Origin of the sequence: Billgrantia endophytica, from assembly GCF_002879615.1 — a bacterium.
GTDB classification, from domain to species: Bacteria; Pseudomonadota; Gammaproteobacteria; order Pseudomonadales; family Halomonadaceae; genus Halomonas; species Halomonas endophytica.
Window position 1 is genome coordinate 35692 of sequence record NZ_PNRF01000018.1, and the last position, 20124, is coordinate 55815.

The 20124-nt window shown below is 64.2% G+C and carries 17 protein-coding genes; 5 read left to right on the forward strand and 12 right to left on the reverse strand.

Features of this window, described 5'->3' with window-relative positions; translation table 11 throughout:
• Nucleotides 1–15: 15 nt before the first annotated feature.
• The gene (gorA, locus tag C1H69_RS09340) at nucleotides 16–1377 is read right to left on the reverse strand and encodes a glutathione-disulfide reductase (RefSeq protein WP_102653136.1); all 1362 of its coding nucleotides are present in this window, start codon (nucleotides 1375–1377) and stop codon (nucleotides 16–18) included.
• 174 nt (nucleotides 1378–1551) lie between these two features.
• On the opposite strand from gorA, the gene can reads away from it, so the two are divergent.
• From can to C1H69_RS09355, 3 genes are all read left to right on the forward strand, one after another.
• Nucleotides 1552–2208: a carbonate dehydratase gene (gene can, locus C1H69_RS09345; protein WP_102653137.1), complete on the forward strand. Its 657-nt coding sequence runs from the start codon at nucleotides 1552–1554 to the stop codon at nucleotides 2206–2208.
• A gap of 101 nt (nucleotides 2209–2309) precedes the next feature.
• Entirely contained in the window at nucleotides 2310–3617 is a 1308-nt protein-coding gene (gene pepQ, locus C1H69_RS09350) for a Xaa-Pro dipeptidase (RefSeq protein ID WP_102653138.1), read from the forward strand.
• Nucleotides 3618–3624: 7 nt separating this feature from the next.
• The gene (locus C1H69_RS09355) at nucleotides 3625–4665 is read left to right on the forward strand and encodes a hydrolase (protein WP_102653139.1); all 1041 of its coding nucleotides are present in this window, start codon (nucleotides 3625–3627) and stop codon (nucleotides 4663–4665) included.
• Here the strand turns inward: C1H69_RS09355 and msrA are convergent.
• The 6 genes from msrA to galU all read right to left on the reverse strand — a co-directional run bounded on the left by msrA (nucleotide 4646) and on the right by galU (nucleotide 14466).
• Nucleotides 4646–5260 carry a peptide-methionine (S)-S-oxide reductase MsrA gene (gene msrA / locus C1H69_RS09360; protein ID WP_102653140.1) on the reverse strand — a complete coding sequence of 205 codons (615 nt, stop codon included), beginning with the start codon at nucleotides 5258–5260 and terminating at the stop codon, nucleotides 4646–4648. The two genes, C1H69_RS09355 and msrA, sit on opposite strands and share 20 nt — an antisense overlap.
• A 46-nt stretch (nucleotides 5261–5306) precedes the next feature.
• Nucleotides 5307–9326: an autotransporter assembly complex protein TamB gene (gene tamB / locus C1H69_RS09365; RefSeq protein ID WP_240609891.1), complete on the reverse strand. Its 4020-nt coding sequence runs from the start codon at nucleotides 9324–9326 to the stop codon at nucleotides 5307–5309.
• Nucleotides 9290–11173 (reverse strand): autotransporter assembly complex protein TamA, encoded by a 1884-nt coding sequence (gene tamA, locus C1H69_RS09370; RefSeq protein ID WP_102653141.1) that lies wholly within the window; start codon nucleotides 11171–11173, stop codon nucleotides 9290–9292. The genes tamB and tamA overlap by 37 nt, the downstream gene beginning before the upstream one ends.
• Nucleotides 11174–11237: 64 nt before the next feature.
• A complete protein-coding gene (locus C1H69_RS09375) occupies nucleotides 11238–12179 on the reverse strand; it encodes a DUF8104 domain-containing protein (protein ID WP_102653142.1) in 942 nt (313 codons plus the stop codon).
• A 77-nt stretch (nucleotides 12180–12256) separates the two neighbouring features.
• The gene (locus C1H69_RS09380) at nucleotides 12257–13570 is read right to left on the reverse strand and encodes a UDP binding domain-containing protein (protein WP_102653143.1); all 1314 of its coding nucleotides are present in this window, start codon (nucleotides 13568–13570) and stop codon (nucleotides 12257–12259) included.
• Nucleotides 13571–13575: 5 nt separating this feature from the next.
• Nucleotides 13576–14466, reverse strand: a complete 891-nt coding sequence (gene galU, locus C1H69_RS09385) for a UTP--glucose-1-phosphate uridylyltransferase GalU (protein ID WP_102653144.1) — start codon at nucleotides 14464–14466, stop codon at nucleotides 13576–13578.
• 150 nt (nucleotides 14467–14616) lie between these two features.
• Between galU and ubiG the strand changes: the two genes are divergently transcribed.
• Nucleotides 14617–15339, forward strand: a complete 723-nt coding sequence (gene ubiG / locus C1H69_RS09390) for a bifunctional 2-polyprenyl-6-hydroxyphenol methylase/3-demethylubiquinol 3-O-methyltransferase UbiG (protein ID WP_102653145.1) — start codon at nucleotides 14617–14619, stop codon at nucleotides 15337–15339.
• Nucleotides 15339–16004: an HAD-IA family hydrolase gene (locus tag C1H69_RS09395; RefSeq protein WP_102653146.1), complete on the forward strand. Its 666-nt coding sequence runs from the start codon at nucleotides 15339–15341 to the stop codon at nucleotides 16002–16004. Before ubiG ends, C1H69_RS09395 begins: the two co-directional genes overlap by 1 nt.
• Before the next feature lie 34 nt (nucleotides 16005–16038).
• On the opposite strand, the gene C1H69_RS09400 is transcribed toward C1H69_RS09395, so the two are convergent.
• The 5 genes from C1H69_RS09400 to tolA form a co-directional block, all read right to left on the reverse strand.
• Entirely contained in the window at nucleotides 16039–16800 is a 762-nt protein-coding gene (locus tag C1H69_RS09400; RefSeq protein WP_102653147.1) for a YciK family oxidoreductase, read from the reverse strand.
• Nucleotides 16801–16826: 26 nt separating this feature from the next.
• Nucleotides 16827–17600 carry a tol-pal system protein YbgF gene (ybgF, locus tag C1H69_RS09405; RefSeq protein WP_102653148.1) on the reverse strand — a complete coding sequence of 258 codons (774 nt, stop codon included), beginning with the start codon at nucleotides 17598–17600 and terminating at the stop codon, nucleotides 16827–16829.
• Nucleotides 17601–17636: 36 nt separating this feature from the next.
• On the reverse strand, nucleotides 17637–18176 hold the full coding sequence (pal, locus tag C1H69_RS09410) for a peptidoglycan-associated lipoprotein Pal (RefSeq protein ID WP_102653149.1): 540 nt from the start codon (nucleotides 18174–18176) through the stop codon (nucleotides 17637–17639).
• Between the two features lie 43 nt (nucleotides 18177–18219).
• On the reverse strand, nucleotides 18220–19509 hold the full coding sequence (gene tolB, locus C1H69_RS09415) for a Tol-Pal system beta propeller repeat protein TolB (protein ID WP_102653150.1): 1290 nt from the start codon (nucleotides 19507–19509) through the stop codon (nucleotides 18220–18222).
• Nucleotides 19509–20124: cell envelope integrity protein TolA (tolA, locus tag C1H69_RS09420; protein ID WP_102653151.1), on the reverse strand; the 616-nt coding region annotated here is incomplete at its 5' end. The genes tolA and tolB, both read right to left, overlap by 1 nt.

Sequence of the window (20124 nt, forward strand, 5' to 3'; positions counted from 1 at the left end):
GGGGGCGCCCGCCCATCAACGCCGGGTCACGCTGCGCATCGTGACGAACTCTTCGGCTCCCGTAGGGTGAATCCCGACCGTGGCGTCGAAGTCCGCCTTGGTGAGTTTGGCTCGCACTGCAATGGCGATGCCCTGGATCAGCTCACCAGCCTCCTCTCCTACCATGTGAGCGCCTACCACGATGTCACTGGCGTCATCGACGACGAGCTTCATCAGGCAGCGTTCCTGGCTTCCGGACAGGGTGTGTTTCATCGGCCGGAAGTCGGTCCGGTAGACACGAATGGCCCCGCAGTGCTCACGCGCCTGCTCTTCGGATAGCCCCACGGTACCGATATTGGGGTGGCAGAACACCGCTGTGGCGATATTGTGGTAGTCCAGCGGCGGTGCCGGCGAATCCGTGAAGTGTTGCCGTACCAGATGCATTGCCTCGGCCAGGGCCACCGGTGTCAATTCCGGGCCACCCGTGACATCGCCCAGGGCGAGGATGGACGGTACCGAGGTTTCGAAGCGGTCATTCACCTTCAGGGTGCCGTCAGGGTTCAGCTGGATCGTCAGATCGTCGAGCCCAAGGCCCGCCAGATGCGGCTTGCGTCCGGTGGCGGCCAGCACGGCATCCACCTCTATCGTCTCGCCATTGGTCAGGGAAACCAGTAGACCTGTCTCGACCTTCTCGATGGATTCGATAGTGGTTTCGAAATGCAGCCTGACGCCTTTCTGCTCCATCTGCTCCCGCGTGAATTCCCTTACCTCGCGGTCGAAGCCGCGCAGGAACAGCTCGCCACGATAGACCAGGTGGGATTCACTGCCCAATCCGTTGAAGATGCTGGCAAACTCCACGGCGATATAGCCACCGCCCAGCGCGAGGAAGCGTTGCGGAAACTGGTCGAGGTCGAAGACCTCGTTGGAGGTCAACGCAAGCTCGCTGCCAGGAAACTCCGGCACCCAGGGCCAGCCACCCACGGCCACCAGAATCTTGGCGGCACTGAAGGTCTCGCCGGACACTGCCACATGATGGTCATCCACTACTTGCGCCCGCCCGCTGATCAGACGAACGCCGGCGTTTTCCAACAGCCGACCATAGATATCGTTGAGGCGTTCGATCTCTTCCGTCTTGTTGTCGCGCAATGTGCTCCAGTCGAAGACTGGCGGTTCGGGCAGGCGCCAACCGAAGCCTGCCGCATCCTCGAAGGCATCGTGGAAGTGGGCCGCGTAGGAGTAGAGCTTCTTGGGAACGCACCCCACGTTGACGCAGGTGCCGCCCAGATAGCGGTCCTCGGCAACAGCCACTCGAGCACCTGTCGCCGCTGCGGTGCGTGCAGCCCGTACGCCACCGGAGCCGGCACCGATGACGAAGAGGTCATAGTCGAAATCTGGCACGAAGTTCTCCTTGTCACACCGGGCTGCCCGATCCGGAGCCCATTGGGATGGTGGCGATAATACCAGTGCTGGCCCCTGTCAGGGAGAGTGACTGTTGACCACCGCTCCGGCCGGCGGTACAAGAGGTTGGCTGGCTTGAAGACCGCTCCTCTCACACACCGGGTATGCTTTGACATGACGAAGGAAATCGACGCTCTGCTCGAGAACAACCGCTCCTGGGCCGAACGCATGTGCCAGGAAGATCCGGACTATTTCGCCCGGCTCTCTCGCCAGCAGAACCCCGACTACCTCTGGATCGGCTGTTCCGACAGTCGGGTGCCGGCCAACCAGATCATCTCGCTGCCACCCGGCGAGGTGTTCGTCCATCGCAATGTGGCCAATCTGCTCCACCACAACGACATGAATGCCCTTTCCGTGGTCCAGTATGCGGTGGATGTCCTGCAGGTGAAACACATCATGATCGTCGGCCATTATGGCTGCGGGGGGGTCCGCGCGGCGGTGGCCGGTGGCGAGTGCGGCATGGTGGACTACTGGCTCCACTCGGTACGCGAGCTATATAGCCGTCACCGGGAAGCCCTGGAGGGCCTGCCGCTTGACGTCCAGGTCGACCGCATGTGCGAGCTCAACGTCAAGGCTCAGGTGAACAACCTCTGCCGTACCAAGATCCTTCAGATTGCGTGGCAGCGTCGCCAGCAACTGGCTGTCCATGGCTGGATCTACGGGCTCGGGGATGGTCGTATCACCGATCTCAAGTGCACCGTCCAGGGGCTGGATCAGGTGGAGACGCTCTATCGGATCGATCGCATCGACCCCCTGCCCTCCGCTGAGTGAGGCTCCAGTCTCCGCTGAGTTGGCAAGTTCCGGGCTCGCGCGAACTTCGTCCAGAGCGCTACACTGGCCTGGATTCCAGACTGCCGGAAGGCCTCCTCTTCATGACTGACACGATTGCCGATCTCCAGCTCCAGCACCTCGACCGTCTCGAACGGCACTATGCCGAGGTGCTGTCCCGCCTGGGCTACGATGGCGTGCTGATCTACAGCGGTCATCCCGCTCGTCACTACGGCGACGATCAGTTCGCCAGTTTCCAGGCCTATGGCCATTTCCAGCACTGGATCGGCCAGGCCTACCTCGCCTTCAGCTGGCTGCTGATTCGCCCGGGCCACACCCCGGTGCTCTACCTGCACGCTCCCGACGACTTCTGGCACCTGCCCGCCCGGCTACCGGACGAGGCCTGGACGGAGCGTGTCGACATCGTAGAAGGGCGTTTCGAAGTCCCTCCCGCCCTGCCCCACGGTCGGCTGGCGGTCGTTGGGGATGTGAGTGCGACCAGGGCCGAGTCCATGGGCGCCGAAGCGAATCCCCCGGCGCTGCTGGTAGCCCTGGATGAGGGGCGTGTACGCAAGAGTGGGTTCGAGGTCGCCTGCATTGGCGAGGCGAACCGACAGGCCATGGCCGGACATGGCGCGGCGCACGACGCCTTTCTGGCTGGCGGTGCCGAGCTGGACGTGCAGCTTGCTTACCTCAAGGCCTCGCGACAACGGGAAGGCGAAGTGCCTTACGGGAATATCGTCGGCATCAATGAGCATGGCGGCGTGCTTCATTATCAGCACTACGACACGACACCACCCGCAAGACGACATAGTCTGCTGGTGGATGCCGGCCATCGCTTTCGCGGATACTGCGCGGACATTACCCGCACCTGGGCGGGTCCCCAGGCAGACGCGTCGTTTCCAGCACTTGTCGAGGGGGTCGCCGGGCTGCAGCAGCGCCTGATCGCCGGGCTGCGCCCCGGGACCGACTATGTGGAGTTGCATGGCCACATGCACCAGGGGCTGGCAGCACTGTTGGTCGAGCACGGCTTCGTCACGAGCTCTGTCGAAGCCGCAGTGGCGACTGGCATCACGCGAGCCTTCTGCCCCCATGGGCTCGGTCACCTGCTTGGCATCCAGGTGCATGACGTGGCGGGACGTTGCACCGCTGACGGGACTCCCCTGCCAGCGCCTGCCGACCATCCTGCATTGCGTCTGACGCGTGAACTGGAGCCGGGAATGGTGGTCACCATTGAACCAGGTCTCTATGTGATACCCATGCTGCTGAACCCCCTGAGACAGGGGCCGGCCAGTCGTGATGTAAACTGGCATAACGTCGACCGGCTCGCCCCTCATGGAGGCATCCGGATCGAGGACGACCTGTTGATCACGGTGAATGGAGCAGAAAACCTGACGCGCGAGGCCGAGTGACGCCATCATGAGCGAGCCGTATCACATCGCCGATTTCCTCCCCCCACGCGGGCTTTCCAACGCTCATGTGCAAACGTTGCTTCCCCGCCTCATGCCGCGCCCGTTTCTACCGCGTGACGTGGAGGTGCTCGAACTCCCCGATGGCGACTTCGTAGAGCTCAACTGGGCCAAACCGGTGACAGAAGACCCCCTGGCTCCGATATTCGTCCTGTTCCATGGGTTGGAAGGCTCCTTCGACTCGCCCTATGCCCGCTGGTTGCTGGCAGCGGCCATGGGGCTTGGGTGGCGTGCGGTGCTCATGCATTTTCGTGGCTGCGGCGCCTATCCCAACCGATTGCCGCGGGCATACCATAGCGGCGATACCGCCGACGCCTACTGGCTGTTCGGCCACCTGTCCCATCGATTTCCCCAGGCGCTCAAGGTGGCGGCCGGTGTCTCGCTGGGTGGCAACATGCTGCTGAAGCTGGTGGCGGAACAGGGCGGCGACGGCCTCGACCTGGCTGGCGCGATCATCGTCAGTGCTCCGCTGGATCTGGCGGCCAGTGCCGATACCCTGCATCGCGGATTTTCACGTCTCTACGAGTCACACCTGTTGAGAGCACTGAAACGGAAGGTTCGCACCAAGCTCGAACAAGGCGCGCTTCCCTTGCCGCTGGATCTGAATGGATTGGCGGAGCTGGACAGCCTGCGCGCTTACGACGATGCCGTAACCGCTCCCCTGCATGGCTTCGACGGCGCCGAGGACTATTATCAGCGTGCTTCCGCGGGTCCTCTGCTGGGAGCGATCGAACTCCCCACGCTGATTCTGCATGCGGATGACGATCCGTTCATGCCGGCCAGCCTCTACGAGAACCTGCCCGCGCCATCCGATGCCGTGCGCCTGGAAATCGCCCGCCATGGCGGGCATGTGGGCTTCATGGAGTGGCGCAATGGACGCCTGCGACCCTGGCTGGCCCGGCGCCTGGCCAGGGAGCTGGAATCCTGGGGAGACCCCTCCCTGCCCTGGCAGGAGCGCCGGGGCAGGGTTGTCAGCCGATCGGACAGCTGACTCCGGTACCTTTCAATCCACAGTAGCCGCCCGGGTTCTTGTGCAGGTACTGCTGGTGGTATTCCTCTGCCGGATAGAAATCCGTGAGCGGGGTTATCTCGGTGGTGATCTTCCCCTTCCCCGCCTGCGCCAGTGAATACTGGTAGGCATCCCGGCTGCGCCTGGCCGCCGCCAGCTGCGCATCGCTGGTGGTATAGATGGCCGAGCGGTACTGGCTCCCCATGTCGTTACCCTGTCGCATCCCCTGCGTCGGGTCGTGGGCTTCCCAGAACGTTCGCAGCAGCAGCTCGATATCGATTGTCGATGGATCGTAGACCACCTTGACCACTTCGGCATGTCCGGTCTGGCCCGAGCAGGTCTCCTCGTAGGTGGGGTTGGGCGTGACGCCGCCCGCATAACCCACGGCAGTGACATACACCCCCGGAAGCTGCCAGAAAAGTCGCTCCGCGCCCCAGAAACACCCCAGCCCCAGCACGATGCTGTCCGTGCCCTCCGGAAAGGGGGGCAGCATGGATCGGCCATTGACGGCATGCATGCCGGAGATGGCAAGAGGGGTATCGCGCCCCGGCAAGGCGCGGCTTGGGTCGATGATCATGTTCGGTCTCCTGGCGCGAATGTCGCACCGCTTCGGCTATGGGGCGTCAATCAATCCGGGGCGGCCTGCCGGGCCGGCTGAAGGTGTAGACCAGATCAACCGCCTGGGCCGCCCCGGATACCGCCTGCACGTAAAGGTTGCGCCACAGGGTATAGCGCAGGGTCAGCTCGGCGATGGGCGAGAAGATACCCACACCGTAGCTGATACGTAGATCTTCGGTGAGATAGCCGCTCACCACAACCTGGCTTTCATCACCGGTACCGGCGGTCTCGAGCGCGAGGTCGTCGATGCCAAAGGCCTGGCCAATGGCGCCTACGGCACCACCCGTCTGCCCCAGCGTCAGCCCTACCAGCGCCGATGTCAGGGCGCCATCGGCATCACCGTCACGGGGTGCCCGCCCCCGGAGCAGATAGGAGAGCGCCCGTGCTTCGTCCATGGCGGGTTCCGCGAAAATCGTCAGGCTGGGCTCCGCGGCAAAACCCCCGACACGCAGGCCGGCTATCACATCGTCCTCGGTGATGTCCGGATTGCGGATGGCTTCGAAGTCGAGCAGCGGCTGGTCCGGTGGTCCACTGAAGAGCAGTTGGCCCTGGCGGATCAACAGATCCTGGCCGAAGGCACGGAATCGCCCGTCGGTCAGTGTGACATCGCCGAACAGCTGAACCGGCCCATCCTGCTGGCGCACCTCGAGCGTGCCGCGCAGCCCGGTCACCAGCCCCATGGTATCCAGTATCATGTCGGGCCCCAGGTTCAGCTCGATGAGCACGTCCAGAGCCATGCCCGCCTCGCGCAAGGCAACGGCAGCCGCCTCGTCCTGACCGGCATCTTCCGCCAGTTCGGCGGCGCGTCTGGCACGCGCTTCATCGCGGCGTGTGATGATGATCTCATCCGGGCTGGGGCTGACCGCGGCGGGCGGTGACTCGCCTATCTCGAGTCGAGCCCAGGGTACCTGCACCGCGCCGCGGACCTGCAGCAGGCTCGGGTTGATCCGAACGCGGACTGCCGGTGCGACACGCAGGCGACCGAACTCGGGCATCGTGACCAGCAGCGGCCGCCGTGTGCCATCCAGGTCGACGGCGATACGCCAGTCGTCCGGCGATGGCCAGGCGGCGTCGCCATCGATGACGAGCCGCCCCTCGTCACTTGCAACGAAGCCCATGATGCGAGCGCTCTCGCCGGTCAGTTCCACCCGTATGCGGCCATCCTGCACGATCAGCGGTACGTCAATGCCACTCACCCGCAGGCCGGTCAGCTCGATGGCGCCGTCCAGGCGGGGGGCTTCACGGGCACCGGCGATCTGGACGCGGCCATCGAGGACCCCTTCAAGGGTGTCAATACCGGCGGCAAGGGTACGGTAGCGAGACAGGTCCAGCGAATCGAGAGTGAAGCTGCCTTCCAGCTCACCGGCTCCCATGGGATCGTTGATCGCCAGCGCAAGACTCGCCTGACCGGACTCGGCCAGTTGCAGGGTCGCGCCAAGCTCGGCGCGTACCTGGCTGGCATCCAGCGCCACGCTCAATCGGGCATCCGGCAACGACCAGGGCTGACCATAGATATCCAGTCCCTGCAAGGACAGGTCGCTTTGCATGTCACCCACGGCGCGCCATTGGGCTCCACCCTGGCGCCATTCCGCCAGCAACTCCAGGCGTGTCTCGCCAGCGGCGCTCCAGTCCTCCGGCAATAGCTCATCCAGCATGTCCATCGGCAGGTCGCGAATCGTGAGCGCGGCACGACCCTGTTCGGCACCGGCCTGAAGCGTTTCGTCCAGGCAAAGGCGACCACCCTGCTCCCGACGCAGGCAGAATGGCTGCACGGTGGCACTGCCGGCCTCCAGGTCGGCATTGAATACCAGCGCATCGTCGAGACGCATGTCGCCGAAGTCGCTATCCACTTCCAGCGGGTCGATTCGCCCCGCATAGCGTTGGCGGTCCTCGGAGAGGCCGCCCTGCACTGCCAGGGCGGCCCGTGAGAGCGGCATGGCGCGGCCCGCCACGGCGTCCAGCCGCAACTGGTGAGCCGACAGGCGGCCATCCAGGTTGGCCGTTACCTCGCTGAAGCGTTGGCCACCGGCATTGAGCCGCTCGATGGCGAGACTGACATCAAGAGCGGGATCGTCGAGTCCGCGCACGCGCCCAGCCAGGCTCAGGGACTCCATGCGGTTGTCGGCAAAGGCCAGGCTGTCGCCGTCGAGAGAGAAATCGAGCTGAGGCGCCTCCAGGCTGCCCGCACCGGTAAAGCGTCCGACGAGGCTGCCCCCCAACTCGTCGTGCAGGCTGGCAAGGTCGGGCAGATTGATGTCACCGTCCAGGTCCATGCGCTGCTCGGAGAGCGTGCCGCTGGCGTTGAGTCGATTGTCGCCCTGTCGGAAATCGAACTGGGCGATATCCCAGCGCATCTGGCTGTCACCGGTCAGACGGGCTTGCAGGGAAAGCGGCAGCGACTGCAATTCGCCACCGATTTCCAGGCGCGGCACGTCCAACTGCCAGCCATGGGGCCCCTGGGCAAAGGCAAGTTCGATGTCGCCATTCAACCGCCCTTCGATTGCGTCGGTAAAGAGACCGGGATCGACGTTGTCGAGGCGCATGACGGCACCGATATCCAGCCCCTCGGACCACTCGACTCGCCCACGGCTGACCAGTGAGGCATTGCCCAGGGTCAGCGACAACGGCAGCCAGGCGAAATGCTCGAGGTCGCCACTGCCCGAAAGCGCCACCCGACTACGCGGCATCTCGGGCCCTTCCAGCCACAGCGACAGGGAGGCACTGTAGTCCGCCAGGCTGCCTGAGAGGCGCAGCGCCAGGTCCTCGACCACGTAGGGATCGGTGTGTATCGCTTCCACCGGGTCAGGCATTTCGGTGGTCAGGCGGGTTGGCAGAGGCCACTGCAGCAGCTCGCTATCCAGCGCGGCAGTGAACGGTAGCGTTGGCGACAGGGCATCGAGACGCGCCGAAAGGTCGGCATCGAAGGGCCCGGTTGCCGTCATTTCGACCGTGAGGTCTCCCAGGCTGCCATCCAGCAACAGCTCGAGGCGCTGGCCCGCCAGCTCCGGCATGATCTCCGGCGTCCAGAGCGCCGCCTGAAGGCGGGCCTGGAGCGGGTAATCCTCCCGCAGCTCGACCCTGGCCGTGAGATGCGCATCGATATCCAGAGTGGCGACGTCCAGGGACGTTATCTCGACTTCCCGTCCGCTGGCCTCGAGGCCGAGGGTGACATGACGTATCGCATAGTCGAGCGGCCCGGTCAGCTCGATGTCCTCCACCCTGAGACGAGGAATCGATATCGACAGCGGAAGGTGTACCTCCGGAAGTCTCAGCCGCTCCCGCTCGTCCAGTGGCACGTCGGTTGCGGCTTCGGGCACGGTCGCCGGTGACTGTAGCGCGATGGTGGCATCGATGGCATCGGCGGCCAGGCGTGGCATGTCGTCACCGGTATCTTCCAGGGCCAACCGGGCGCCGGGCGACACGGGGAGGTGAACCCCCAGGCCGGCCAGGCGTGTAGGTAGCAGGGTCAGATGCGATGCTCGAGCGTCAATGCCTGAAGAGAATTCATCGACGACAACTCGTGTACCGTCAGCCAGCTCGATGTCTACGTCGACCAGTGACAGCGCCCGTATCGCCACGGGAAACGGCAGTTGGATATCCGCCATGGGCTCGCTTGCCGTTGCTTCCGGTGTCGTGGCAGGGGCGGTTTCCCCGCCCGTCAGTCGTATGCGGGCACCCTCCACGGCCAGGCGCTCGATGCATAGCCGTCCCCTGAGGAGACAGTCGTCGGCCCAGGCCAGCTCGAGACGTTGCAGCGACACCGAGGCTGGGCCGGCTTCCAGCCGCAGGCCGTGGAGGACGAGGCGATCCAGGGGGGCGCCTTCGGCACTCTCCAACTGATAGAAGCCCCGTTTGGCTCCCTCTTCCAGCAACAGCCCCGCCCCCCAGGGCGACAGGGCGATGCCCAGGGCCAGGATCGCCAAGCCCAGAAACCATAGCGGCAGCACGATCAGCAGCCGCAAGAGTGACCAGACCAGCAATCGTGTCCTCAGAACTCCGGGCCGATGGCGAAATGAAGGCGCCACGCGTTATCCTCGTCATCGAATGGGTGGGCAACGTCGAAACGTACGGGGCCGACCGGCGATATCCAGCGAACACCGAGGCCGGCGCCGGTATTGAGCGAGCCGGGGCCCCAGTCATCGAAGGCATCCCCGGTGTCCACGAACGCGGCGCCCCACCAGTTGCCGGTGACGCGACGCTGAATCTCGGCACTGGCCGTCAATAGCTGCTGCCCACCGCGAAGCCGCCCTTCCTCGTTGCGTGGAGCCAGGCTTTCGTAGCTGTAGCCACGTACCGTGCGGTCGCCGCCAGTGAAGAAACGTAGCGAGGGGGGAATCTGCGAAAAATCACTGGTCTCGATGGCACCCACCCCGGCTCGGGTCACGAAGCGCAGGTCCTCGCTCCACATTCGAATCCACTCCGTGTCACCGGTCATGCGCAGGAAATCCGCATCCGAGCCCCACATGGAGTCGGAATATTCGAAGGCGATGCGCTGGCGATCCCCCCAGGAGGGGAAGCGGGGATCGCGGGTGCGGGTGCGGGACCAACTGACGCCGGGGTAATAGAGGAATACGCTATCGGCCTCGCCACCCTGGGTGAAATCCTCGAACGTCGCCCGTACGAAAAGTGTCTGTATCCAACGGTTATCGAACTCCCAGCGCCGGGCAAACTCTATCGTGCTTTCGCTGGTGCGGGTGTCATCGCTATCACGGTGGCGCAGGCCGTACTGCAGTCGATACTGGTCACGCAGTGGGTCGGCCAGCGGCATCAGATAGGTACCGGTCAACTGCTGTTCCGGCTGTGAAAGGAAGAATTCGTGGTTGAGGCTATGGCCCAGCTGGTTTATCCATGGCTGTGACCAGGCGAAGCGCAGCCGTGGTCCCACATCGGTGGCATAGCCGACGCCGACCTCGAACTGATGCCGTTCGGCGGGCGTCAGCGACACGTCGATCGGCATCTCGGGCTGGGAGGGGGCATGCAGATTGGTGACGGCGGCAAGCGCCTCGGCCGAGAGCCGGGGCCCCACGGGGGCTTGCGCCCGGGCCGCGGTGTCACGTGGCAGTGCCGCCTCGCCTTCGGTACCGACCTCGTTCCACCATCCCACCGTGGGGGGCGACAGTGCCAGTTGGCGCCGGGCATCCAGTCGCGGGCGTACGCTGACCGAGCTGAACCAGCCGGCCTGCCCAAGCCGTTGCGCATAGAGCGCCACGTCCCCGGCCAGATAGGGCTCTCCCGGGGTAAAGGGCGTCATGTTGCGTAGCCGCTCTTCCTCGATGTGGCTGCCCTGGATGGTGACGTCGCCGAACCGGTAGCGGGGACCACTGCTCAAGCTCAGGTAGAGCCGGGCGCTCTCGTCGAAGGGCCGCACTTCCATGCGCCGGTCATCGAAGCGCCAATCGAAGTAGCCACGTTCCAGTGCCAGGTTGGCCAGCCGGTTGCGCATTCGGTCCCAGGGGGCATGCTGCAGCGCGTCGCCCTCAGAGAGAGGAAACGCGTCCACGACGTCACGGAAAGGCGGGTCATTCTCAGCGGCCCCTTCAAGGCGTATCTCCAATACCTCGATGACCACCTGGGACCCAGGCTCGATGGTGAGCGTGACATGGCGGGGGGGATCCCGGTCCTCCAACTGCTGGTAGACCTGGGGCTCGTAGTACCCATAGACACGCATCGCTTCCCGGGTTCGCCTCAGGACCTCGCCCTCCAGACGTTGCCTGCCATACTGAGAGGCATCCAGACTACCCAGGTAGTAGCGAACGTTGTCCGCAACATCGCCTTCCAGCCCATCGATGCGGGCTTCGAGGGCCAGCGCTCCATGAGTCATGCCAAGACACAAGGCCGCTGCTCCCAAGCGTGATAACACGCATCTTCCCATATCAACGGCTTCCTGACTGACTCCATGATCACCTGGCGAGCCGACGACTCGCACAGGAAACAACTTACTGCAGGGCCTCCAGCCCGGCACTCAGGGCAAGCTGCGCCTGTCGCAGCTCGATCAATTCCGATTCGATGGCGGAAATTCTACCCTGCAATCCCGAGACGGCTTGCTGGCCATCCTGCTGACCTGACGCCAAGGCATCGAGCTCCTCGGAAACGGTTTCCAACTGTCCTGCCATGCTATCAAGACGACTCTCCAGAACGCCATCCCGCTCCTGGAGTCGCCCTTCCAATGCTACCAGCTCCTGCCCGACATGTGACTGGGCCCGTTCGTCCACGGCCGCAAGTTCCGTCTCCAGCGAAGACTGGATATTCTCTCGCATGTCAGCCAGTTCATCGAGTCGCGATTGCCAGGCGTCCAACTGCTCGGCCTGGCGCTCATTGGTCTCGGCCAGGGTCTCGATGCGCGTTGCCAACACCTGTCGACCCTCTTCTCCGGCCCGTTCGAGCGCATCCAGGGAAACTTGCGTGGCAGAGAGGAAGGCGTCGCGGGTATCGGCCTCGTCGGTCAGCGTATCCAAGCGGACCGCCATTTCGTCCAGCCGCTCACCGAGCGAGCTGAGCTCGGCCCCTTCGCCTTCGGCTACCTGCCGCACGTCGAGCTCCAGGTTCGACGTGCGTGCTTCCAGGGAATCACCCCGGCCTTCCACGGACGCCAGACGAGACGCCAATCCTTCCAGTCGGTCTCCTCGCCCTTCTTCCGCATCGAAGCGGGCATGGACGTTGGATATCTCGGCGGAGAGCTGTTGCCATCGGGCATCGAACCGCTGCTGCTCCTGCCAGCTGAACCATGCCAGCCCGACCAGGCCGATCACCAACAGGAGCACCATGAGCTGCAGCGGCCATAGCCTGGGAACCGGCTGGGCTTGTCGACGTGCGCGTGACAGGCTGGTATCCGGATCGGGCACGATAGGGCGTCGCTCGGGCGGACGCGGTTCGGGCATGGCAGACTCCTTTTAGCGGCGACGACGGGCGCCTGCCCATTGTAGGCGGGAAAGACGCCTGCGCGCACGCCGCCGCCTCAACGAGATGAACGCTGTTCGGGTGGGTCGGCGCGACGGCCGATACCGCGGTAGGTCAGTCCCCAGCCGGCCACATGGGCAGGATCGTAAATGTTGCGGCCATCCAGCAGCAAGCGTTCTTGCAGTTGTCCGGCAAGGCGTGCCCAGTCCGGGTTCCAGTAATGCTTCCACTCGGTTACCAGCATCAGGGCGTCGGCGCCCTCACAGGCTGCGTAGGGGTCGCCATCATACAGCCGCAGCAGGGGATGATCGCCTACCTCGGCACGCAATGCGGGGGTGGCGGCGGGGTCATGCAGCTGTACCCTGACGCCCTGGGCCCAGAGGGCATCGAGCAGTGTCAGCACCGGGGCATGGTCGATGCGTGCCGACCCCGGCTTGAAGGCGGCTCCCCAGATCGCCATGGTGCGCCCTTCGAGGCGCCCCTGGAAATGCGTCCAAAGCTTGCGGAACAGGGTTTCCTTTTTCTGCTCGTTGATGTCCAGTACCTGCTCGAGAAGGGCCGACCGTCGTCCGCTGGCTTCCTGAACGTCCGCCAGACGCATCAGGTCGCGAGAGAAATTGGGGCCACCGAAACCGCAGCCCGGATAGAGATATTCGTAGCCGATACGGGAGTCGGCTCCCATGCCCTGGCGAACGTGCTCGACATCCACACCCAGGCTATCGGCAAGCCCGGCAATCTCGTTCATGTAACTGATGCGGGTGGCCAGCATGCCGATGGTTGCCAACTTGGTCAGCTCTGCCGCTCGGCGAGGCATGCGCTGGACCACATCACGGCGGCGGTTGAAGGCACGCAGCAGTTCGCGCACCTGGGCATCGGCGTGGTCGTCGTCGCAGCCCAGCAGCCAGCGCCCCGGGCGGGTAAAGCTGGCCCAGGCCCTGCCCTCTTCGAGCATATCGACCAGGGACACGGCTCGACGGTCCGCTCCACCAAGCCGGGCCTCCAGGCGTTCGGTCTCCCCCACCGGAAAGGTGGAGTTGTTGATCAGCACGAGGGGGCCACCGTGCTGACGTGCCGCCCGCTCCACCAGATCGCCGGCCCCGTCCCGCTGTTCCGGTGACAGCGCGAGCCAGAGAATATCGATACGGCCGGTCATCCTCGGCGTATCGCTACCGGCTACCGTCAGGGTGCCTTGCTCACGCCCTTCCGCCAGGCTGGCCAGGATATCCGGCTCCCGCCGCAGCCAGTCGGCCTCCATCAGCGCCGGCCAGGGCATCGCTTCGTGGGGAACCCAGTGCACCTGGTGTCCTACCCAGGAAAGAGCCGCGGCGGCCGTGGCCGCCGCCAGTTCGCTTCCATGTACTTCGAGGCGCATGGCATTTACTCCGTCTGGCTGTAGCGAGCGAGCAGCTCACGAAAGCCCTCGCCAAAGCGGGGATGGCGACGAGCATAGACCAGGATGGCTTCCAGGTAGCCGAGCTGGTGACCGCAGTCATAGGTCTTGCCACGCATGCGCCAGGCATCGACACCTTCGGATTGTCGAAGGGTCTCGATGGCGTCCGTGAGCTGGATCTCGTTACCGGCCCCCGGCGGGGTGTCGGCGAGCAGCGTGAAGATGCTGCCGGGGAGGACATAGCGGCCGATGACCGCCAGGTTGGAGGGCGCCTCCTCCCGGGATGGCTTCTCCACCACCCCAGCCAGCGGGCAGGACTCGCCCGGGGCCGGGGCATCCCCCGCGGGATCCACGATGCCATACTTGTGGACCTGCTCCCAGGGCACTTCTTCCACCATGAGCTGCGAGCGCCCGGTGGTCTCGTAGGCGTCGATCATGCCCGCCAGGTCATTATGGGGCTGTCCTTCGTCATCCACCAGGACATCGGGCAGCAGCACCACGAAGGGTTCGTCGTCGCCGATCACGGGGCGGGCGCAGAGAACCGCGTGACCCAGCCCCAGGGGCTCGGGCTGGCGAACGCTGATGATGTTGACATCCTCGGGCACGATGGCACGCAGTTCCTCGAGCAACTCCTGCTTTCCCTTTGCTTCCAGGCTGGCCTCGAGCTCGAAGTGCTTGTCGAAGTGGTTCTCGATGGCGCTCTTGCTGGCGTGGGTGACCAGCACGATGTCTCGAATGCCGGCGGCTACCGCTTCGTTCACCACATACTGGATGACGGGGCGGTCGACGATGGTGATCATTTCCTTGGGAATCGCTTTGGAGGCCGGCAGACAACGGGTGCCGAAACCGGCCACGGGGAGAACGGCCTTGCGAATCATTATGCCTTCCTTGTCATTGGGTGGATGACCACCCGGGCAGGTCGTCGATTCGGTCATGGGAAGCCCGGGCAGCTACGGGTAGAATAAAGCATGATACCGAAGGCGCTGAATGTTGCCAGGGCGCCCGATCAATTCACACGGAGAGAACACATGAGCGCAAGCCTCCATCACCACAATGTCGACCAGGCCGAAATTGCCAAGTTCGAGGCGTTGGCCAGCCGCTGGTGGGACCCGGAGAGCGAGTTCAAGCCACTTCACGACATCAACCCCCTGCGTCTTGATTTCATCGATGCCCGCTGTGGGTTGGCGGGGCGAAAGGTGCTGGATATCGGCTGTGGCGGCGGCATTCTGGCTGAGGCCATGGCCCACCGTGGCGCCCGTGTGACGGGCGTCGACATGGGAGACGCACCCCTCGGCGTGGCGCGTCTGCATGCCCTGGAAAGCGGCGTCGAGGTGGACTATCGCCAGGCCAGTGCGGAGGAAATGGCGGCCGGGCATGCCGGTGAATACGATGTCGTGACCTGCCTGGAAATGCTGGAGCACGTACCCGACCCAGCCTCTGTCATTCACGCCTGCGCCACCCTGGTGAAGCCGGGCGGACACGTCTTCTTTTCCACCCTGAATCGTAATCCCAAGGCCTACGCCCTGGCCATTGTCGGCGCCGAGTACCTGTTGAAGATGCTTCCCCGGGGCACCCATGAGTATCGCAAGTTCATCCGCCCCTCCGAACTGGCCGGCTGGTGTCGTGAAACCGGCCTTGACGTGCGTGAACAGAGTGGCCTGGTCTATCACCCGCTGACCCGCCAGTATCGGCTGTCGCCCCATGATGTCTCCGTCAATTACCTGATGCACTGTCGTCGGGAGTCGGCGTGATGGCGACGCCACGGGCACTGCTTTTCGATCTCGATGGCACACTCGTCGACACGGCCCCCGACCTGGCTCGGGCCACCAATGCCCTGCGTGCCCACCATGGCCTGGTTCCCCTGCCCTACCCGATGATTCGTTCCCAGGTATCCAACGGGGGAAGCGCCCTGGTGATGCTGGCACTGGGATTCGAACAGGCGCATCCGCAGCACGACGATGCGCGTCAGTTCCTTCTGGAAGCCTATGGCCAGGCAGTGGCCGAGGAGAGTCGGGTCTTCGCGCCGCTGGAGCGACTGCTGGCAAGCTGGGAGGCTCTGCGCCGCCCCTGGGGAATCGTGACGAACAAGCCCCGCGCCTATGCCGCGCCGTTGATCGATGCCTTGGGACTGGTGCCCGGTGCGCTGCTGTGTGCCGATGACCTCTCCGTCAAGAAACCGGCTCCCGAACCACTGTGGGAGGCCGCGCGCCGGCTCGAGGTGCCACCGGAGCAGTGCTGGTATATCGGTGATCATCTACGCGACATGCAGGCAGCCCGCGCCGCCGGCATGCCGGCCGTGGCCGTGGGCTACGGCTACATCGAAGAGGGTGACGACTTCCACGACTGGCCCGCCGACCTCTGGTTCGAGACCAGCGAGGAGCTGGTGAAGGCGCTGTTGCCCTCAACCGGCCCTTGAACCCTGGGCGGGGCTTTTTGCACGCGGGGCCTGGCTATGAGCGAGGTGGCTGGGCGTCGAAGCTCTCGCCGTTATGACCACGGCTGTCAGGCCCCATCAGCCACAGGTAGGTCGGCATGATCTCTTCCGGGGCACGCAGGGTCTCGGGGTCTTCGCCGGGGTAGGCGTTGGCACGCATGCGGGTTCGGGTGGCGCCGGGATTGATGCAGTTGACGCGAAGGGTGCCACGGTGCTCCAGCTCATCGGCCAGCACCTGCATGAAGCCTTCGGTGGCGAACTTCGATACCGAATAGGCACCCCAGAAGGCACGGCCCTTGCGCCCCACCCCTGATGAGGTAAAGACCACCGAGGCATCGGCCGAGGCTTCCAGCAACGGCAACAGTGCCTGGGTCATCCAGACCGGGCCGTTCAGGTTGACCTGCATCACCTGTTCCCAAAGCTCGGGGTTGTACTGCTCGAACGGCGTGATACGACCCAGCAGGCCGGCATTGTGCAGGATGCCGTCGAGCCGTCCGAACTCCTTGTCGAGCGTCTCGGCCATGTCGTGGTAATCCTTGAGCGTGGCGCCCTCGAAATTGAGCGGGAAAATGGCCGGCTGGGCGCCGCCCGCGGCTTCGATCTCGTCGTAAACCTTTTCCAGCTTGCCGATGGTGCGCCCAAGCAGAATGACCGTGGCACCGTGGCGGGCAAAGGTCATGGCCGCCGCACGCCCGATGCCGTCCCCGGCGCCGGTCACCAGAATGACACGGCCCTCGAGCAGGTCGCCCGGCGCCTGGTAGTCAATCTTGCAGATCATTTCGGCTCCTAGAGCTAGGCCGGCCCTTACAGGGACTGGCGCAGGAAGTCATTGGCAAGCCCGGCGGCGGCGCTGTCGGAATAGTCGTCCCGCACCCGCTCCAGCAGCGCTCGGCTCTCGTCCGGCTCACCCTGACGAGCCTTGATCAGACCCAGCTTGTAGAGCGCATCGGGCACCTTGCTGCTTTGTGGGTAATTGTCGATCACCTGGCGGAAGGCGGCTTCCGCTTCGCCCAGGTTCGACTCGGCGGAGTGCAGCTCACCCAGCCAGTAGTGACCATTCGCGGTGAGGTTGTTGTCAGGGTGCTCGGCAACGAAGGTTTCGAAGGCCTGGATCGCCTCCTGGAATTCGCGTGCCTGGACCTTGGCAAAGGCGGCCTGGTAGGCAGCCTGGGCATCAGGACTCGCACCACTTGGCGATGGCGTTTCGGCGACCTGTCGGGCGGACTCCTGGTCGACCTCGGGCGTTGCCTCGATACCGGCGCTACCGGCCATGATCCTCTCGTCGAGATCGATATACTGCTGCCGTGTCTGGTTGCGCAACTGCTGCAGTTGATGACGCAGTTCCTCGATCTCGCCACGCAGTTGCTGGATCTCGCGCTGATGCTCCTGGACCTGATTGAAAATCACCAGGCTGCCGCCAGCCTCCTCACGGATTTCCGCTTGGTCGAGGAATCCGCCACCGGACCGGGAGGTCAGGTCCTCGACCACCGGGCCTTGCTGTGCTACCGCCAGGCTCATGACGGACAGCGGGAGCACCAGGGCTCCCGCGCCGCACAGCCTCTTCAGACTGTGTCTCATGCATGTCTCCATCGATGCGCAAAGGCATCTGTTCGATCAATAGGCGAAGACCACACGGCGGTTCTGATCGTATGCAGCGTCATTGTGGCCACGCACCGCCGGACGCTCTTCACCGTAGCTGACGACTTCCAGCTGGGAGGGAGAGACGCCCTGAACTTCGAGAAAGCGCTTTACGGAGTTCGCGCGCCGCTCGCCGAGAGCCATGTTGTATTCACGGGTGCCGCGCTCATCGGTATGGCCCTGCAGCACGACGCGGGCGTTGCCATTGGAGCGCAGGTAGCGAGCGTGAGCCACCAGCACCGATTCGAACTCGGACCGGATGTTGTCGCGGTCGAAGTCGAAATAGATGATGCGGACTTCAGGGATGCGGCCATCGGCCTGCTGGCCGGCACGGTCACCGTTGGTTCCGGTTCCGGTGCCGCTGACCTGGCCCGTGCCAGACACGCCGGTACCGGCGGCGCCACCGTTGGTGCCATCCATGCTGCCGTCCTGAGTGCCGCCCCTGCTGGAACAGCCGGCCACGAGAACCAGGGACAATACGAGTGCCAGGCTCCTGGCATGCGACTTGAATTGCATCGTCAAACTCCTTGATGGATACGAATGACACGTAGATTGAGCGTTAATTCAGAAACGGCGACCACGCGGGTTCGCGTACGTCACCCTGTGCCGATGGCAACCGATAGGACGCGCGTCCATCGGCCGATACGGCTCCCAACACCCCACTGTTTCCTTGCCGGGTGGCGAAGATTACCATGGTCCCGTTGGGCGCAACACTGGGCGATTCATCCCAGTGTGAATCGCTGAGAACCACTAGCCGGCTCGACTCGAGATCCTGCCGGGCTATCTGATAGCCGTTGTTGCTGCGATGGACCAGGAAGAGCGATTGACCATCCGGAGCGAAGCGCCCACGGGCATTGTAGTTGCCGGTAAAGGTCAGACGCTCCACTTGACCGCTTCCCAGATCATGGCGATAGATCTGTGGCCCGCCACTGCGATCCGACGTGAACAGCAGGCTGCGTCCGTCCGGGGCCCACGCGGGCTCGGTGTCGATGCTGGAACTGTTGGTGATCCGCTCGAAACTGCGTTCCGCCACGTCCATCACGTAGATCTCGGGCTGACCGTCCTTGGACAGGGACATGGCCAGCTTCCGACCATCCGGCGACCAGGCCGGTGCACCGTTGACACCCTCGAAGGCAGTCGCCCTGACCCGCTGGCCGCTGGACAGCTCCTGGATATAGATGGCAGGTCGCTCGGTCTCGAAGGAAACATACGCCAGCTTACGCCCATCCGGCGACCATGCCGGCGAAAGAATCGGCTCACGCGAATTCAATACCTGCTGACTGTTGCGGCCATCGGCATCGGCGACATAGAGCGCAAACTGCATGTCATCCCCTGCGCCCTGGGCGGTGACATAGGCAATGCGGGTCGAGAATGCCCCCCGTATGCCAGTGATCGCCTCGAATATCTGGTCGCTGATGTAGTGGGCACCGCCACGCAGCTCATTGCTGCTTGCGGTAACGGTTTCACCCAGCATGCGCCGAGAGCCGCTGACATCCATCAGCTCGTAGCGAATCCGGTAACCCTCGCCTTCACGGGCAACGCGCCCCACTACCAGATAGCGAACATCCAGCGCCCGCCACTGCCCATAGCCCACTTCCTCGCTACTGGTGGGTTGGTCGTACATGGCGCCACGTTCGAGGGGCTCGAAGAAACCGCTGCGCTCCAGGTTATCACTGACAATCTGGGCCACGTCTTCCGGCAGGCTTTCCCCGTCTGCGGCAAAAGGCACCACGGCGATGGGTGTCGCCCGGTCGCTGCCACGGGTGATCTCGATGGTCAAATTAGCCTGCGCCAGAGTGCTGAATATCAGCAACATGGCGCTCAGCAAGGCGGTCGTCAGGGCTTTCATCAGCGTACATCTCCCGGTCTAAAGCGCAGGTTGAATTGACGGAAGTCTCGTTGTGCCGTTGCGGGCAATTGGCGCAGCTCACTGAAAGGTGCGGCGGCTTCCACCGCCTGTATGGCGGAACGATCAAAGGCACTGTCACCACTACTCTGACTAATGGTAACGCCAAATAGCTCCCCTGAGGGGCCCAACTGAACCTGAACGGTGGCATCCAACCCACCCTCTGCCCCCGGCGGGATCACCCAGGCCTGCTCTACGGCCCGTCGTACCAGGTTGATGAAGCTGTTTGCCGCTTCCTGGGCCTGACGAGCATTGGCGACGGCGTCGGATTCGCCCTCTATCGCTCGGTCCAGGCCTTGGCTGGCCGCCTCGGCGGCACGGCGAGCGGCCTCTTCCGCTTCGGCCTGGCGCTGTTCCTCGGCCTCCTGCTGGCGGCGGGCCTCCTCTTCGGCCTGGCGCTGTTCCTCGGCCTCCTGCTGGCGGCGGGCCTCCTCCTCGGCCTGGCGCTGTTCCTCGGCCTCCTGCTGGCGGCGGGCCTCCTCCTCGGCCTGGCGCTGCTCCTCGGCCTCCTGCTGGCGACGGGCCTCCTCCTCGGCCTGGCGCTGTTCCTCGGCCTCC

Coding starts and splice junctions, on each gene's coding strand:
- tolB (WP_102653150.1), bottom strand. CDS start 19,509: ATGAAAGCCCTGACGACCGCCTTGCTGAGCGCCATGTTGCTGATATTC.
- galU (WP_102653144.1), bottom strand. CDS start 14,466: ATGATTCGCAAGGCCGTTCTCCCCGTGGCCGGTTTCGGCACCCGTTGT.
- C1H69_RS09395 (WP_102653146.1), top strand. CDS start 15,339: ATGGCGACGCCACGGGCACTGCTTTTCGATCTCGATGGCACACTCGTC.
- can (WP_102653137.1), top strand. CDS start 1,552: ATGACGAAGGAAATCGACGCTCTGCTCGAGAACAACCGCTCCTGGGCC.
- ybgF (WP_102653148.1), bottom strand. CDS start 17,600: ATGAGACACAGTCTGAAGAGGCTGTGCGGCGCGGGAGCCCTGGTGCTC.
- msrA (WP_102653140.1), bottom strand. CDS start 5,260: ATGATCATCGACCCAAGCCGCGCCTTGCCGGGGCGCGATACCCCTCTT.
- tamA (WP_102653141.1), bottom strand. CDS start 11,173: ATGGGAAGATGCGTGTTATCACGCTTGGGAGCAGCGGCCTTGTGTCTT.
- C1H69_RS09355 (WP_102653139.1), top strand. CDS start 3,625: ATGAGCGAGCCGTATCACATCGCCGATTTCCTCCCCCCACGCGGGCTT.
- ubiG (WP_102653145.1), top strand. CDS start 14,617: ATGAGCGCAAGCCTCCATCACCACAATGTCGACCAGGCCGAAATTGCC.
- C1H69_RS09380 (WP_102653143.1), bottom strand. CDS start 13,570: ATGCGCCTCGAAGTACATGGAAGCGAACTGGCGGCGGCCACGGCCGCC.
- C1H69_RS09375 (WP_102653142.1), bottom strand. CDS start 12,179: ATGCCCGAACCGCGTCCGCCCGAGCGACGCCCTATCGTGCCCGATCCG.
- C1H69_RS09400 (WP_102653147.1), bottom strand. CDS start 16,800: ATGATCTGCAAGATTGACTACCAGGCGCCGGGCGACCTGCTCGAGGGC.
- pal (WP_102653149.1), bottom strand. CDS start 18,176: ATGCAATTCAAGTCGCATGCCAGGAGCCTGGCACTCGTATTGTCCCTG.
- pepQ (WP_102653138.1), top strand. CDS start 2,310: ATGACTGACACGATTGCCGATCTCCAGCTCCAGCACCTCGACCGTCTC.